The sequence below is a fragment of the Oceanisphaera profunda genome, assembly GCF_002157895.1.
GTDB classification, from domain to species: Bacteria; Pseudomonadota; Gammaproteobacteria; order Enterobacterales; family Aeromonadaceae; genus Oceanimonas; species Oceanimonas profunda.
The window spans coordinates 2,021,632-2,035,032 of sequence record NZ_CP021377.1; the positions used below are offsets into that span (position 1 = coordinate 2,021,632).

The following is a 13,401-nucleotide window of genomic DNA, read 5'->3' on the forward strand; positions in this document are numbered from 1 at the left end:
ATTCATTAACCATTACTTACCACTCACTACTCACCAACCACCGGAGGCACCACCGCCACCGCTGCTGCCTCCACCGCCGCCACCAAAACCACCGCCACCACCACGGCCACGACCAAAACCTCCGCCTAAGCCCCCTAATATCGCGCCTCTACGAGAAGCTCGTCCCGAGCTGCCTTTACCACCGGCACCAAAGGCTTTACCCACCAAAGATAAGATCAGCGCAATTACCCCGGCTACGATAGAAATAGGGATACTGCCAAAAATAAAGAAAGAGACTATGCCAATCAAAAATGCGGCGGCAAGCGGGGGAAGCATAAAAGCAAAAAAAGCTAAGGGTAATAACATGCCGAGTGAGTCTCCATCATCCGCCGCCATGTTTTGCTCTGTGGTGGGGGGCGGTAAGTCTTCTCCCGCCACCAAAGCCATGATCCTATCTACGCCTTCTTGAATACCCGCAGCGTAGTCATTTTTAGCAAAATAGGGTGTTATAAACTCACGAATAATGCGCCCAGACTGCAAATCTGTGACGGCACCTTCTAGGCCATAACCCACTTCAATACGTAAGCGACGGTCATCTTTGGCCACCACGAGCAAGATGCCATCATCAATCTTTTCACGGCCCAGTTGCCATTGGTCATAAACGCGGCGCGCATATTGATCTATGCCATCTTCCCCTGTGGTGGGTACCACCAGCACAAAAATCTGCGCCCCTTTGCTTTTCTCAAAGGCTTCGAGTTGCTGCGCCAAGGCAGTTTTTTGGGCGCCACTAAAGGTACCTGTGGTATCCACCACCCAGTTATCCAGCTTAGGAACCGCAATGGTTTGATCTTGCGCCCAAGTGGGCAGCGCCAAAAATAAGGACAGCGCCAAGGTGAGGGCCATTAATAGCAAAGTGGTGAATCCGCTGGCGCGCCTGTGTTGGTGCTTAGCGTGTTGAAGCTCGGTATGTTGAAGAAGCATGGTTGTTCCTTCTTAGTTCGCCTTATCAGCTGGCATATCAAAGCGTACTTCTGGGTTACGCATAATCTCAGATTGACGCTCCACCCCGTAGTTATCCTTAACTTTATAGCCCATCACTTTGGCGGTAATCACCGCAGGAAACTGACGAATAAACTGATTATAGGCTTGTACGGCTTGCACGAAACGGCCACGCTCGGTGGCAATGCGGTTTTCTGTGCCCTCAAGCTGTGTCATTAAATCACGCACTACACCATCACTTTTAAGGTCTGGATAACTTTCAGACACCGCCATTAAACGAGATAGCGCAGAAGATAATTCACCCTGAGCCTGATTAAAACGCTGCATTAAGGCCGGATCGTCTAAGTCATTGATGCTGACATTAATTTGCCCCACTTTAGCTCGCGCCTCAGTCACATCGGTTAATACCCTGCGCTCTTGTTTCATGTAGGCATCAACTGAGCTCACCAGCTTGGGGACTAAATCTGCACGCCGTTCATACTGGTTTAAAGCTTGCGACCAAGTGGCTTTCACTTGTTCATCCAAGGTTTGGATCTGGTTGTAGCCGCAGCCTGTTAACAGTAGGGCGAGTAAGGAGGCGAATAGCCAACGAGCAGTTAGGATCATGGAATTTTCCTTTAGCGAGTGAGCCCGACAGAATTGAGCATAAGTGAATAATAGGACTGTTAATGTTTATAGCAGATGCCTGTGTATTACTCATCATGGGCAGGATAAATAAGCTCGCCATTATTTGTGATAACGGCCTCTGCTCCCCATTTTCCGACTTGGTGTTCTTCAATCAGGGTTTGTTGCTTAGCACCATCTAAAATATGCATTACCTGCCAGCCGTGGTTGGCCAGCCAGTTACTGATTAATAGCCGATGGCACAGTGCCGGATGGCGTTCTGAGCAACAGATGGCAATGCGCTGCTCGGCGGCTTCGCACTGCAATTGTTCGATACCGGCTTGAAAGTCCGCGGTTAGCGTGTAATCCGCATAATTATGAAAGGATTGGTTTTGCCAGCCGTCATTGACCTCATTCTCTATGACTTTTGATTTTCTTCTGCGCCCGCCTAGTTTTTCACAATGCTGATAAGCAATGCCATGCTCTGGCAACCACTTGCGCATCTGGTCTTCGTGAAAATGCGGAAACTTGCGACTACCCGGAAAAGCCCGCACATCTACCAACTTCTCAATGCCTGCATCAGCCAGCAACTTTAAGAACTCCTCTTGGGTGTGAGTGGAATGGCCGACCGTATAAATCTCCATATGTAGCTCCTCTAAGACGATGAGTATTCTCTCGCTTAATCAGCTTACTTACCTACTGAGTGTATCCCTATTCACAGCTAGCGCCGCCACCTGTCTGTGCAGGGCACAAAAAAACAGCGATTAGCTCAATTAATAGCTGTTTTTTTTCTTGAATACTCCTACAATGATCGAGCACCATCCACATGGAATCTATTTGGATGGTTATTGGAGTCTAATTGGATTTGTAGGGCAATGGTGCAGGTGCCGACCAGCGAGGGAAAGTGATGAGCGTACATGAGCTAAAACGAAAGACCGGCGATACCAGCGAAAAGCTGACCATTAACTTAGGGGTCGTTGACCTAGGGCAAGTCGATCTGCTGGTGCAGGAGGGATTTTATTCCAACCGCAGTGACCTGATCCGCACGGCGATCCGTAACCAGCTAGCGGTGCATGCAGAAGTGGTTAAGGAAACCGTCGCCCGCAAGACCTATGTGTTGGGCCTGCAGTATTACAGCCGCACGGATCTGGAAGCGCTACAGGCGAAGGGCGAAATGCTACAGATCCAAGTGCTGGGATTGGCGAATATTGCCGAGGATGTATCTCCGGAACTCGCGCTGGCGACGATCGAATCCATCTCCGTCTTAGGCGCCCTCCAAGCCAGCAAAGAGGTTAAAGCCGCGCTGGCAAACCGAATTTATTAATGGCGTATTAATTCAAGCGAGGAATATTTCTATGAATCTTCCACTGAACGAAAAATTTATGGCCAGTCTGAAACAGGCCACTTGGTTGACGCAATCCGGCCAACTGCAGGAGGCCACGGCTATGATACAGCGGGCGCTGCAGGGTGAGCAGATGCCCCAAGCCACTGAGCCTACATCCGCCAAGGGTGAGATATTTGAAGGCAGCTTTTATGTGGTAGATGAGCAGTATGCTACACCTGAGAAGGCGTCGGCGGGCCGCAAAGGCGCGCAGCCTGAATCTATGCATTCTAACTATGCGCAGCCCGGCTCTACGCAGACCCACTCTGCGCAGACCAAAGCGCCACGCAAACCTTTCGCTGCCGCTTCTGGTATTAGTGGTTTAAGCAGTCTATTGCGCGGCAAGCTATCGGGTTTATCGGGGTTGAATGCTGGAGTGGACTTACCCGCCGAGACGCTGGCTGACGGCGCGACTGCTTTTGCTCCCAGTATGAGTGGTCTGAGCAGCCTGTTACGCGGCAAGCTGTCGGGTTTACAAGGGTTGAACACCGGCGTGGACGTTCCCGTCGAAGTGTTGCCTGAGGGCGCGACTTTTAACAGTGGCACCTTCGCTAATCAGGCGGGCAGCCGAGATTACAAACTGTATGTCCCCAGTGGTTACCATGGCCAGCAGTTGCCATTAATCGTCATGCTGCATGGTTGTACCCAAAATCCCGATGATTTCGCCGCCGGCACCGGCATGAATATACTTGCAGAACAGCAGCCGTGTTTGGTGCTCTATCCTGCACAAAGCGGTTGCGCGAATAGCTCTCGGTGCTGGAACTGGTTCAAGCCAGGCGATCAGCACCGCGATGGTGGCGAGCCGGCGATTATCGCAGGTCTAACGCGCCAAATTATCAATGAGTATCACCTGGATGAAGGACGCGTCTACGTGGCTGGATTGTCCGCTGGCGGCGCTATGGCCACCACCATGGCGCTACTCTACCCAGACATTTACGCGGCGGTAGGTATTCACTCGGGGCTTGCCCACGGTGCGGCGCAAGACATACCGTCTGCACTTGCGGCAATGCAAGGCACCACCAGCCCGCTAGCTGGCCTTAATAAGCAGGCGAGTGCTCAGCCTACATCGTCAAAGGGGCCGAAAATTCCCGCCATTATATTTCACGGTGATCAGGACACTACGGTACATCCCAGCAATGGTGATCGCGTGGTGGCGCAGTATCTTCCTGTAGGCCGCGTAACGAACAGCAAGATTAAGGCAGAGAGACGTGCTGGAAAGGTACCTAATGGACGTTCCTATACTTGTACCATTCATCATGATGCGAGTGGCCAGCCTATTTTGGAGCAGTGGTCGATTCACGGCGCTGCCCACGCTTGGGCCGGAGGTACGGCTCGGGGCTCTTATACGGATCCGCAAGGACCGGATGCCTCACGGGAAATGCTGCGCTTTTTCTTAGCGCACGGGAAAGGCGAACATTGATAAGCGGGCCATAAAGATAATGGAAGGTACGCGATAACCCATCCCGACTCATCAAGCCGCTAAAATACTCGCTGTCAGCAGAGTTGAGATCGGCTTATTTCAGCAGTAAAAAGGCCCCAGTGCTGACGAGCACTGGGGCCTTTTATTAGATTTTACTTAACGCTTAAAGCTTACCGCTTAAGGCTATGTTTTAACCCGTATTACGCATTCCAGCGGCGATGCCGGCTATGGTCACCATCAGTGCTTGATCCAATACCGGATGAATTTCGCCTTCTTGTAAGCGCGAGCGTTTTAATAATTCTGCCTGCAGCACGTTTAGCGGATCCGTATAAGGGTTGCGTAACTTGATGGACTCCTTGATCCAAGGCTCATTGGATAACAGCTCGCCTTCTTCTTTTAGGTGCAGTATCAAATCCATGCTGGCGCGCAGCTCATCGCGTAATTTTTTGCCCAGCGGTTTTAGAGATTCAGGCACCAGCAGGCTGTCGTAGTAGGCGGCCAAGCCTAAGTCTGCTTTCAAAAATACCATTTCCAGCATATCCAGCCGGGCGCGGAAGAATGGCCAGTCTTTATTCATCGCCATTAGCGTGCTTTCATCACCGGCCTCTATTACCGCGGCTAAGCCTTTATGGGCGCCCAACCAAGCTGGGAGCATCAAGCGGTTTTGCGTCCAAGCAAAAATCCACGGGATGGCGCGCAGGCTCTCTACGCCACCATTGGGTCTGCGCTTAGCGGGGCGAGAGCCCAGCGGCAGTTTACCTAATTCCAGCTCCGGGGTGGCGGCACGGAAATAGGGCACAAAGTCCGGCTCATCGCGAATAAGCGAACGGTAATGGGCGCAAGACACCTCGCTCATGGTTTCCATCAGATCCCGCCACTCAGGCTTAGGCTCTGGCGGTGGTAGCAAGTTGGCTTCTAATACCGCGCTGGTGTAGAGCGCTAAGCTGTCGATGGCTACCTTGGGCAGGCCAAACTTAAAGCGGATCATCTCGCCTTGCTCGGTAACGCGCAGACCGCCAAGCGTTGAACCGGGGGGTTGGGCCAAAATGGCTTGGTGAGCGGGGCCGCCGCCGCGACCTAAGCTGCCGCCACGGCCGTGGAACAAGGTCAACTTGATCTGCTCTTGCTCGCTGATGCCGACCAGTTTCTCCATGGCGCTGTACTGGGCCCAACCGGCGGCCATCATGCCTGCATCTTTGGCCGAGTCGGAATAACCGATCATTACGTATTGGCGCCCTTGCAGATAACCGCGATACCAAGGCAGGGCGTAAAGCTGGGCTATTACATCGGCGCCGTTATTTAAGTCATCCAAGGTTTCAAATAAAGGGGCCACGGGCAGCGGGAAGCTGACGCCACTTTCTTTAAGCAACAGTTGTACCGCCAGTACATCGGACGGCGCGCCGGCCATGGAGATAATGTAAATACCAAAAGCATCTTGTGGATGCTGAGCGATCACTTGGCAGGTATCTAATACCTCTTGGGTGTCGGCACTGGGCTGCCATTGGCCCATTGCTCCTTGGCGAGGTAACAGCGGGCGGCGTGAATTAAGTTCGTTAAGCAAGAAAGCCTGCTTGTCCGCTTCGCTCCAATCGCCGTAGTTACCTAGGCCTAAATAACCGGTGATCTCAGACAGCGCTTGGGTGTGGCGCTCGGCGTCTTGGCGAATATCGAGTTTTAAGAGATGAATACCGAAACAGGCCACTTTGCGGATCACATCTAACAATAAGCCGTCGGCAATCTTGCCTAAGCCACATTCTTGTAGCGAGCGATAACACAGCTCCAGAGGCTGGCGCAGTTGTTCATTGCTGGTGATCAAGTCTCGAGCATCGGTGCTTTGGCCTTGCACCTGCGCATTGAGGTAGGCCAGTGTTTCCCGTAAGTCTTCGCGCAGCTTGCGTAATAAGGCGCGATAAGGCTCGTCGCTTTCGCCACGCGCTTGCGGCAATGACTGGCTGACCCGGTGCAGCTCATCACTGGCTTCCGACATCGACAGCTCAGAAACCAGTTCTTGAATATCATCAAGAAACAGTGAGCTGGCGACCCAACGGCCCAACAGCAGCACTTCTTGCGTCACCTTGGCGGTTACAAAGGGGTTGCCGTCACGGTCGCCGCCCATCCAAGAGGTAAAGCGCACCGGTGCGGCATCCAGCGGGAGGCGCATATTCAACTGGGATTGTAATTGTTGGTCGAGCTGGCGCATAAACTGCGGCAGTGCCGGCCATACGCTGTTTTCTATCACCGCAAAGCCCCAACGCGCTTCGTCTACTGGAGTGGGGCGCTGAGAGCGAATTTCTTTACTGTGCCAGCCTTGGGTGATGAGTTGCTCGACGCGCGTCAGTAACTCGGCTTTTTCCGCTTGCGGTAAATCCAGCTCCAGTGCAGCCAAGCAGTCATTGAGCTGCACATGTTTGTGAATAAAGGTGCGGCGCGTGACTTCGGTGGGGTGCGCGGTTAGCACTAAATCAATGTCCAACTCACTCAGCGCGGCCTTGATGTTATCCGGGTGTATATTGGCTTGCTTTAAGCGCTCAAACACCTCGCTGAGGGGGCCGGCACCGGCATTATGTTGGGTTTGGCGAGATATGGTATGAAATTGCTCAGCAACGTTGGCCAGATTCAAAAACTGACTAAAGGCGCGGGCCACCGGTAATAACTCGTCGTCACTCAAGTGTTTGAGCGTGTCGAGCAGTAACTCTTGGTCTTGGTCATTACCTTGGCGCGCCGACTTAGCCAGTTGGCGAATGGTTTCTATTTTGTCGAGAAAGCTAGTGCCGTGGTGATCCTTAATCGCATCGCCCAGCAATTGCCCCAGCAGGCCGACGTTGGCTCTGAGTGGTGCATGATTATCCATATCTCTGCCTCGTTATTGAATTGTTATCGGTATTTATTGAATGCTACCGTTGTTTTTATGCGTGTAAATTCGTAGCGAAATCTTATATAGCCTGCTTTCGCGAACGCGGTCAATGTTAGTGACGCAGCAGCACTGGTTTTGCGAGCAAGTTCGAAGATTGAGTACAGCGCCGAGCGCTAAGCACTAAGCACTAAGAAAAATAAAGAGCTAAAGTTTTTTTGCCACGCCTCTTTGTTTACGAGAAGCACGGAACTCACGGAAAAATAGTGATCAGATCTTAATAAAGCCGGTGAAGGGGACGAGCTAACGCCCAGCCTGCACGAGACGAGCATTATGTTTATGCCGTCATCCTGACGCAGGTCAGGATCTCGCCTTAGATCTTAGTGACTAAACCTATTTGCCACGGAAGCACTTCTGAACTCACGGAATAGTAGTGAACAGTTCTGAAAAAACTAACATAAGAGCTTTATGGTAAAGGACCAAACACCCAGTCTGCATGAGGCGAGCCCTTACTATTAAATATGTTGCCCCTTGTCGCACGTGAACTGCGTCCGTGAGTTCCGTGGATTCCGTGGCAAAAATAGCTCTGGCTTTAGCTTTAGATCTTTAGAACATAAAAGCGAGATACCAGGGCCGTCATACTGGGCTGCGACCCGGTATGACGGCGGTGGGAATGGCTTGTCTGTTTTTAGCTTGGTGCTGGGCGCCGGGCGCTTTACTTTGCCTCAGCCAAACAAAAACGACCCACTAAGCGTTGAATAATATCGATAGTGGGTTTCACAAACGATAAGTCCAAGTATTCATCGGGTTGGTGTGCCTGGGCAATATGGCCGGGGCCCAATACGATAGTTTGGCAACCAAGCTGATTGATAAAGGGCGCTTCGGTACAGTAGTTGACCGCCTCGGCAGCCTTGCCGCTGATCTCGGCGGCAGCGCGCACTAACTCTCCGTTTGGATCTGTGCTGTAGGCTGGGATAGGTTCATGTAAGTGAAATAATTCCAGCGCATCGGGATACTGCTGTTTAATGGGTTCTATGGCGTGATGCAATAAACCCATAAGTTCATCTGGGCCCACACCAGGAATGGGGCGCATATCGAAGTTCAGCTCGCAGCAGGCACAAATACGGTTGGGGCTGTCGCCGCCGAACAGCGAGCCTAAGTTTAGCGTTGGCTGTGGCACCTTAAAATGAGTATTGCCGTAGTTTTCTTTCAGTTGGCGCTGTAAGTCTAATAAACGGCCCATCACTTTATGCATAATTTCTAGCGCATTGACGCCATTTGCGGGGTCTGAACTGTGGCCGCTTTTGCCGGTAATACGAATGCCTTCTGACATATGGCCTTTGTGCATCATGACCGGTACTAAACCGGTCGGCTCACCAATAACTGCATAATCCGGCTTAATGGCCATGGCACTGGCAATGGCGCGGGCACCGGCCATGGTGGTTTCTTCATCGGCGGTGGCCAAGATGCGAATCGGCTTAGTGAGCTTGCTTAAGTCCATGTCTTTTAGGGCTTCGATAATAAAGGCAAAGAAGCCTTTCATGTCGATCACACCCAAGCCATAGAGGCGGCCATTTTCTTCGGTCAGCTTAAAGGGGTCTTTGGTCCAGCGGCCTTCATCATAAGGCACGGTGTCGGTATGGCCGGCCAGTAATAAGCCGCCATCGCCTTCGCCGCGGGTGGCCACCATGTTGAATTTGCCGGGTAGGCCGTCAAGTTCCGTGACCTCTACCGCAAAGCCTAGCTGACTAAACCAGTCGGCTAATAAGCGGATCACTTTTTCGTTACTTTGGTCCCAGCTGGACTCAGTACTACTAATAGAGGGCAGGGCGATCAAGTCGCGATACATATCCATCAACTGAAACTGCTTAGATGGGCCGGTTGATGAGGGTTTTAATGACTGTGTTAGTGGCATGGACACTCCGTAAAAAGTTATCAAATTTATATTCAACAATGTTGCATAAGTATTTGTTCATTGCTAGTCTGGCGACCTATTCTTTTCTGGGTAATTAGCGTAGCAAATGGCCATGTTTTTCCATTCTTTATTGCGGCGACGACGACAGCTCGCCTAAGCCAATGTTATAGGGTCTAGCAAAATATCCCTTAGGGTGACATAAGCCCTGAAAACACGCTAGGCTGACGCCTGAACCCTTATCCAGCCAAAATTTAAATAGACGGACCTGCCCCATGTTAAAAGCTGCAATTATTGGTGCTAGCGGATACACCGGAGCCGAACTGGCCGGTTTAATCCATGCACATCCTAACCTGACGCTCGCCGGCCTTTATGTTTCTGAAGGTAGCTTAGACGCTCATAAACCCTTTGCCAGCTTGTACCCGCGCTGGCGCGGTGTGATTGATGCGCCAGTACTGCCGCTCGATGATGATGCGCTGAGCCGTATTTATGCTGACGCCGACCTAGTGCTGTTGGCTACCGCCCACGAAGTGAGCCATGACTTAGCGCCCGGCTTTTTAGCTAAGGGCCTGCCGGTTTTTGATTTATCCGGTGCCTTTCGTGTGCCCGGTGACGACTTTTATCAGCGCTTTTATGGTTTTACTCACCAGTTTGGCGACTGGCTCAGCAAGGCGGCTTATGGCTTAGCCGAATGGAATCAAGACGCGATTAAGCAAGCACAATTAATTGCCGTACCCGGCTGTTATCCCACGGCTTCTCTTACCGCCTTAAAGCCGTTACAAACAGCTGGCCTGATGGCCGCCGGACGTAAGCCGATTATCAGTGCCGTTTCCGGTGTCACCGGTGCGGGACGCAAGGCGAGCCTCGCGACCAGCTTTTGTGAAGTGAGCTTTAAGCCTTATGGCGTGCTCAATCATCGTCATCAGCCAGAGATCAGTCATCATCTGAGCAATCAGGTGGTCTTTCAGCCGCATTTGGGTAACTTTAATCGCGGTATTTTGGCCACTATTTATGTAGAGCTAAATGATGACGTGACCGATGAGCAAATCGCTAGCGCATATCACAGCGCCTACGACGGTCAGAAGATCGTGCGTATCACGGATCAATGGCCACAGATCAATGATGTAGCGGGCACGCCATTTTGCGACCTGCACTGGGCTCGTGACGGCAACCAACTAATAGTGGTGTCGGCCATCGACAACCTGTTAAAGGGCGCGGCCAGTCAGGCTATTCAATGTATTAATATTCACCAAGGATTCTCGCCGTTGGCGGGTTTGGTGCAGGAGTAAGCTTTGATGACCACGCAAACTAGCCCGTTAATTATTAAGCTCGGCGGCACCCTACTAGAAAGTAACGATGCCTTGGCGGCGTTATTTACCACCTTGAATTCGTTTATTGAGCAAGTAAAACGGCCATTGGTATTAGTGCACGGCGGCGGCGTGTTGGTCGATAACCAACTGGCGGCCATGGGTCTAACATCGACCAAGAAAGATGGCCTGCGGGTCACGCCATTGGAGCATATTCCAGTGATCGCCGGCGCCTTGGCCGGTACGGCTAATAAGCTGCTGCTGGCGCAAGCCATCGCCCACAATATTAGTGCGGTGGGTTTGTGCTTAGGTGATGGCGGCTTATGCCGCGTTAGCCAGCTGGATCCTGAGCTGGGTTCGGTCGGCAAGGTAGACGGCGGTGACGCTACCTTAATTAGCACGCTCTTAAATGCAGGCTTTATGCCGGTGATCAGCTCTATTGGTATTACCGCTGACGGTCAGTTGATGAACGTAAATGCGGATCAAGCGGCCACTGCCATTGCCGAAGTGCTGGATGCAGATTTAGTGATGCTGTCGGATGTGAGTGGCATTCTTGACGGTGAGCGTCAGTTGATTAATTCACTGACCGAGACTCGCGCCTTGGAGCTGATGCAACAAGGGGTGATCAAAGATGGCATGGCGGTAAAGGTGAAAGCCGCACTGCAAGCCACTAAAACTTTGGGTAAACCGGTTGCCGTGGGCAGCTGGCGTAGTCCGGAACAATTATTGTCGCTGCTGGCAGGTGAGTCAGAGTTTGGCACTCGGATTTCGCATTAAAGACCTATCTCAAACTAAGGAAGAGAAGATGCAGCATTTATTAAGCCTAAAAGATTACAGCAAGCAGCAAATAGAAGACATTTTAGCATTGGCCAAAGACTTAAAAGCGAATCCCGCCAAGTATGCGGAGGAGCTCAAAGGCAAAAGCGTAGTGACCTTGTTTGAGAAACCCTCATTGCGTACTCGCGTCACGCTGGATATCGGTATTAATCGCTTGGGCGGTCATGCGGTCTATTTAGACAGCCAAAATGGCGCCATGGGCAGCCGCGAAACCGTTAAAGACTTTGCCGCTAACTTATCTCGCTGGTGCCAAGCAATAGTGGCGCGAGTTTACGACCATCAAACGCTGGTCGAAATGGCAAAATATGCACAAGTTCCAGTAATCAATTCCTTATGTAACCTGTATCATCCGTGTCAGGCATTGGCAGACTTTATGACCATTGCCGAGCACCATGATGATTTGAGCAAGGTACATCTGGCCTACGTGGGCGATGGTAATAACGTGACCAACTCACTGCTGCTGACCGGTGCTATTTTAGGTGCGACCGTCAGTTCGGTTTGCCCCCGTGGCCGCAACGTAGATGCCCAAGTATTAAAAGAAGCCGAAGCGCTGGCTGCCATCAGTGGTGGTAAGGTGCAGGTCGCCGATAGTCTGGATGACATTACCGACATCGACGTGCTCTATACCGATACTTGGGTGTCTATGGGTGATGAAACCCCGTTAGAGCAAGTAGCGGAAGTGTTCATGCCTTATCAGATCAATCAGGCCCTGCTCGATAAAACCGGCGCCAAACAGGTATTGCATTGCCAGCCTGCGCACCGTGAATTAGAAATAACTTCTGAGGTAATGGACGGTCCGTCCTCCTTTATCCTCGACCAAGCTGAAAATCGCATGCATGTGCAAAATGCCGTGCTGCTGACATTGATTAACAGGGATACGCACTAATGAGCCAATTCAAAAAAATTCTGCTGGCCTACTCAGGCGGTTTAGACACTTCTGCCATCATTCCATGGTTGAAAGAAAACTATGAAGGTTGTGAGATTATTGCCTTCGTAGGTGACGTAGGCCAAGGCGCAGACGAGCTGGACGGCATTGAAGCCAAGGCTTTAGAGTCAGGCGCAGTAAAGTGCATCGTTGCTGACTTGAAAGACGAGTTCGTAAACGACTATGTGTATCCGACGCTGAAAAGCGGCGCTATTTACGAAGGTACTTATTTACTGGGTACTTCTATGGCGCGTCCGATTATCGCTAAAGCCATGGCCGAAGCGGCACTGGCCGAAGGTGCAGAAGCCATTGCCCACGGTTGTACCGGTAAAGGTAACGACCAAGTACGCTTTGAAGGTGCAGTTGCTGCATTAGCTCCTCAGTTGGCCATTATTGCCCCTTGGCGTATCTGGGACATGAAGAGCCGTGAAGACTTGTTGGATTATTTGGCTGAGCGCAATATCAAGACTACCGCCAGTGCCACTAAGATCTATTCTCGTGACGCCAACGCCTTCCATATCTCTACTGAAGGTGGCGAATTAGAAAGCACCTGGAACGAGCCATCTGAGCAAGCCTGGACTTGGACTGTGTCCCCAGAGCAAGCTCCTGATAAAGCCGAGACTTTATCTTTGACCGTAGTTGAAGGCCGCATTACTGCGTTGGACGGCGTAGAAATGACCCCGTACAACTTGCTGGTTGAGCTGAACGACCGTGCGGCTAAGCATGGCGTGGGTCGCGTAGATATCGTAGAAAACCGTTTGGTGGGCATGAAGTCGCGCGGTTGCTACGAAACTCCAGGTGGTACCGTGATGATGGCGGCACTGCGCGCCATTGAAGAACTGGTATTAGATAAGCCGACTCGCGCCTGGCGTGAGCGTGTGGGTGCTGAGTTCTCCCACTTGGTATACGACGGCCGTTGGTTCACTCCTTTATGCAAGGCACTGTTAGCGTCTGCTAATGCCATTGCTGAAGACGTATCCGGTGAAGTAGTAATTAAGTTGTACAAAGGTCAGGTAACGGCAATTCAGAAGTCTTCTCCTAATAGCTTGTACTCTGAAGAGTTCGCTACCTTCGGTGAAGACGAAGTGTACGACCAAAGCCATGCTGAAGGCTTTATCCGTTTGTACTCGTTGGCCAGCCGCATCAAAGCGCTGAACAACCTGAAGAAGTAAGTTTCACTAAAAATA

At 51.5% G+C, this 13,401-nt stretch carries 11 protein-coding genes; 6 read left to right on the forward strand and 5 right to left on the reverse strand.

The window, feature by feature from the left end:
- Positions 1–30 precede the first annotated feature (30 nt).
- The 3 genes from CBP31_RS08755 to CBP31_RS08765 form a co-directional block, all read right to left on the reverse strand.
- Positions 31–960: a TPM domain-containing protein gene (locus tag CBP31_RS08755; RefSeq protein WP_227874981.1), complete on the reverse strand. Its 930-nt coding sequence runs from the start codon at positions 958–960 to the stop codon at positions 31–33.
- 12 nt (positions 961–972) lie between these two features.
- On the reverse strand, positions 973–1,584 hold the full coding sequence (locus tag CBP31_RS08760; RefSeq protein WP_087036424.1) for a LemA family protein: 612 nt from the start codon (positions 1,582–1,584) through the stop codon (positions 973–975).
- A gap of 86 nt (positions 1,585–1,670) precedes the next feature.
- Positions 1,671–2,225 carry a DUF488 domain-containing protein gene (locus CBP31_RS08765; protein WP_087036426.1) on the reverse strand — a complete coding sequence of 185 codons (555 nt, stop codon included), beginning with the start codon at positions 2,223–2,225 and terminating at the stop codon, positions 1,671–1,673.
- Between the two features lie 263 nt (positions 2,226–2,488).
- Here CBP31_RS08765 and CBP31_RS08770 point away from each other — a divergent pair, with 263 nt between their 5' ends.
- Positions 2,489–2,905 carry a CopG family transcriptional regulator gene (locus CBP31_RS08770; protein ID WP_087036428.1) on the forward strand — a complete coding sequence of 139 codons (417 nt, stop codon included), beginning with the start codon at positions 2,489–2,491 and terminating at the stop codon, positions 2,903–2,905.
- Positions 2,906–2,936: 31 nt separating this feature from the next.
- A complete protein-coding gene (locus tag CBP31_RS08775) occupies positions 2,937–4,382 on the forward strand; it encodes an extracellular catalytic domain type 1 short-chain-length polyhydroxyalkanoate depolymerase (RefSeq protein ID WP_227874982.1) in 1,446 nt (481 codons plus the stop codon).
- A 190-nt stretch (positions 4,383–4,572) separates the two neighbouring features.
- Here the strand turns inward: CBP31_RS08775 and ppc are convergent, their stop codons facing one another.
- A complete protein-coding gene (gene ppc, locus CBP31_RS08780) occupies positions 4,573–7,233 on the reverse strand; it encodes a phosphoenolpyruvate carboxylase (protein ID WP_087036431.1) in 2,661 nt (886 codons plus the stop codon).
- Between the two features lie 715 nt (positions 7,234–7,948).
- Positions 7,949–9,088 (reverse strand): acetylornithine deacetylase, encoded by a 1,140-nt coding sequence (argE, locus tag CBP31_RS08785; protein WP_087038680.1) that lies wholly within the window; start codon positions 9,086–9,088, stop codon positions 7,949–7,951.
- Between the two features lie 332 nt (positions 9,089–9,420).
- On the opposite strand from argE, the gene argC reads away from it, so the two are divergent.
- Genes argC through CBP31_RS08805 form a run of 4 tightly spaced genes read left to right on the forward strand, consistent with a single transcriptional unit; the run spans position 9,421 to position 13,386 of the window.
- On the forward strand, positions 9,421–10,434 hold the full coding sequence (argC, locus tag CBP31_RS08790; protein WP_087036434.1) for an N-acetyl-gamma-glutamyl-phosphate reductase: 1,014 nt from the start codon (positions 9,421–9,423) through the stop codon (positions 10,432–10,434).
- 6 nt (positions 10,435–10,440) lie between these two features.
- Complete coding sequence (argB, locus tag CBP31_RS08795) at positions 10,441–11,229, forward strand: acetylglutamate kinase (RefSeq protein WP_087036436.1); 789 nt, start codon at positions 10,441–10,443, stop codon at positions 11,227–11,229.
- Between the two features lie 28 nt (positions 11,230–11,257).
- Positions 11,258–12,175: an ornithine carbamoyltransferase gene (locus tag CBP31_RS08800; RefSeq protein ID WP_087036439.1), complete on the forward strand. Its 918-nt coding sequence runs from the start codon at positions 11,258–11,260 to the stop codon at positions 12,173–12,175.
- The gene (locus CBP31_RS08805) at positions 12,175–13,386 is read left to right on the forward strand and encodes an argininosuccinate synthase (protein WP_087036442.1); all 1,212 of its coding nucleotides are present in this window, start codon (positions 12,175–12,177) and stop codon (positions 13,384–13,386) included. The genes CBP31_RS08800 and CBP31_RS08805 overlap by 1 nt, the downstream gene beginning before the upstream one ends.
- Positions 13,387–13,401 lie beyond the last annotated feature (15 nt).

Bases quoted from the DNA above. Each gene is read 5' to 3' on its own strand.
- CBP31_RS08755 (WP_227874981.1), bottom strand. From the start codon at position 960: ATGCTTCTTCAACATACCGAGCTTCAACACGCTAAGCACCAACACAGG.
- CBP31_RS08800 (WP_087036439.1), top strand. From the start codon at position 11,258: ATGCAGCATTTATTAAGCCTAAAAGATTACAGCAAGCAGCAAATAGAA.
- CBP31_RS08805 (WP_087036442.1), top strand. From the start codon at position 12,175: ATGAGCCAATTCAAAAAAATTCTGCTGGCCTACTCAGGCGGTTTAGAC.
- CBP31_RS08765 (WP_087036426.1), bottom strand. From the start codon at position 2,225: ATGGAGATTTATACGGTCGGCCATTCCACTCACACCCAAGAGGAGTTC.
- argC (WP_087036434.1), top strand. From the start codon at position 9,421: ATGTTAAAAGCTGCAATTATTGGTGCTAGCGGATACACCGGAGCCGAA.
- argE (WP_087038680.1), bottom strand. From the start codon at position 9,088: ATGGATATGTATCGCGACTTGATCGCCCTGCCCTCTATTAGTAGTACT.
- CBP31_RS08760 (WP_087036424.1), bottom strand. From the start codon at position 1,584: ATGATCCTAACTGCTCGTTGGCTATTCGCCTCCTTACTCGCCCTACTG.
- CBP31_RS08770 (WP_087036428.1), top strand. From the start codon at position 2,489: ATGAGCGTACATGAGCTAAAACGAAAGACCGGCGATACCAGCGAAAAG.
- argB (WP_087036436.1), top strand. From the start codon at position 10,441: ATGACCACGCAAACTAGCCCGTTAATTATTAAGCTCGGCGGCACCCTA.
- CBP31_RS08775 (WP_227874982.1), top strand. From the start codon at position 2,937: ATGAATCTTCCACTGAACGAAAAATTTATGGCCAGTCTGAAACAGGCC.
- ppc (WP_087036431.1), bottom strand. From the start codon at position 7,233: ATGGATAATCATGCACCACTCAGAGCCAACGTCGGCCTGCTGGGGCAA.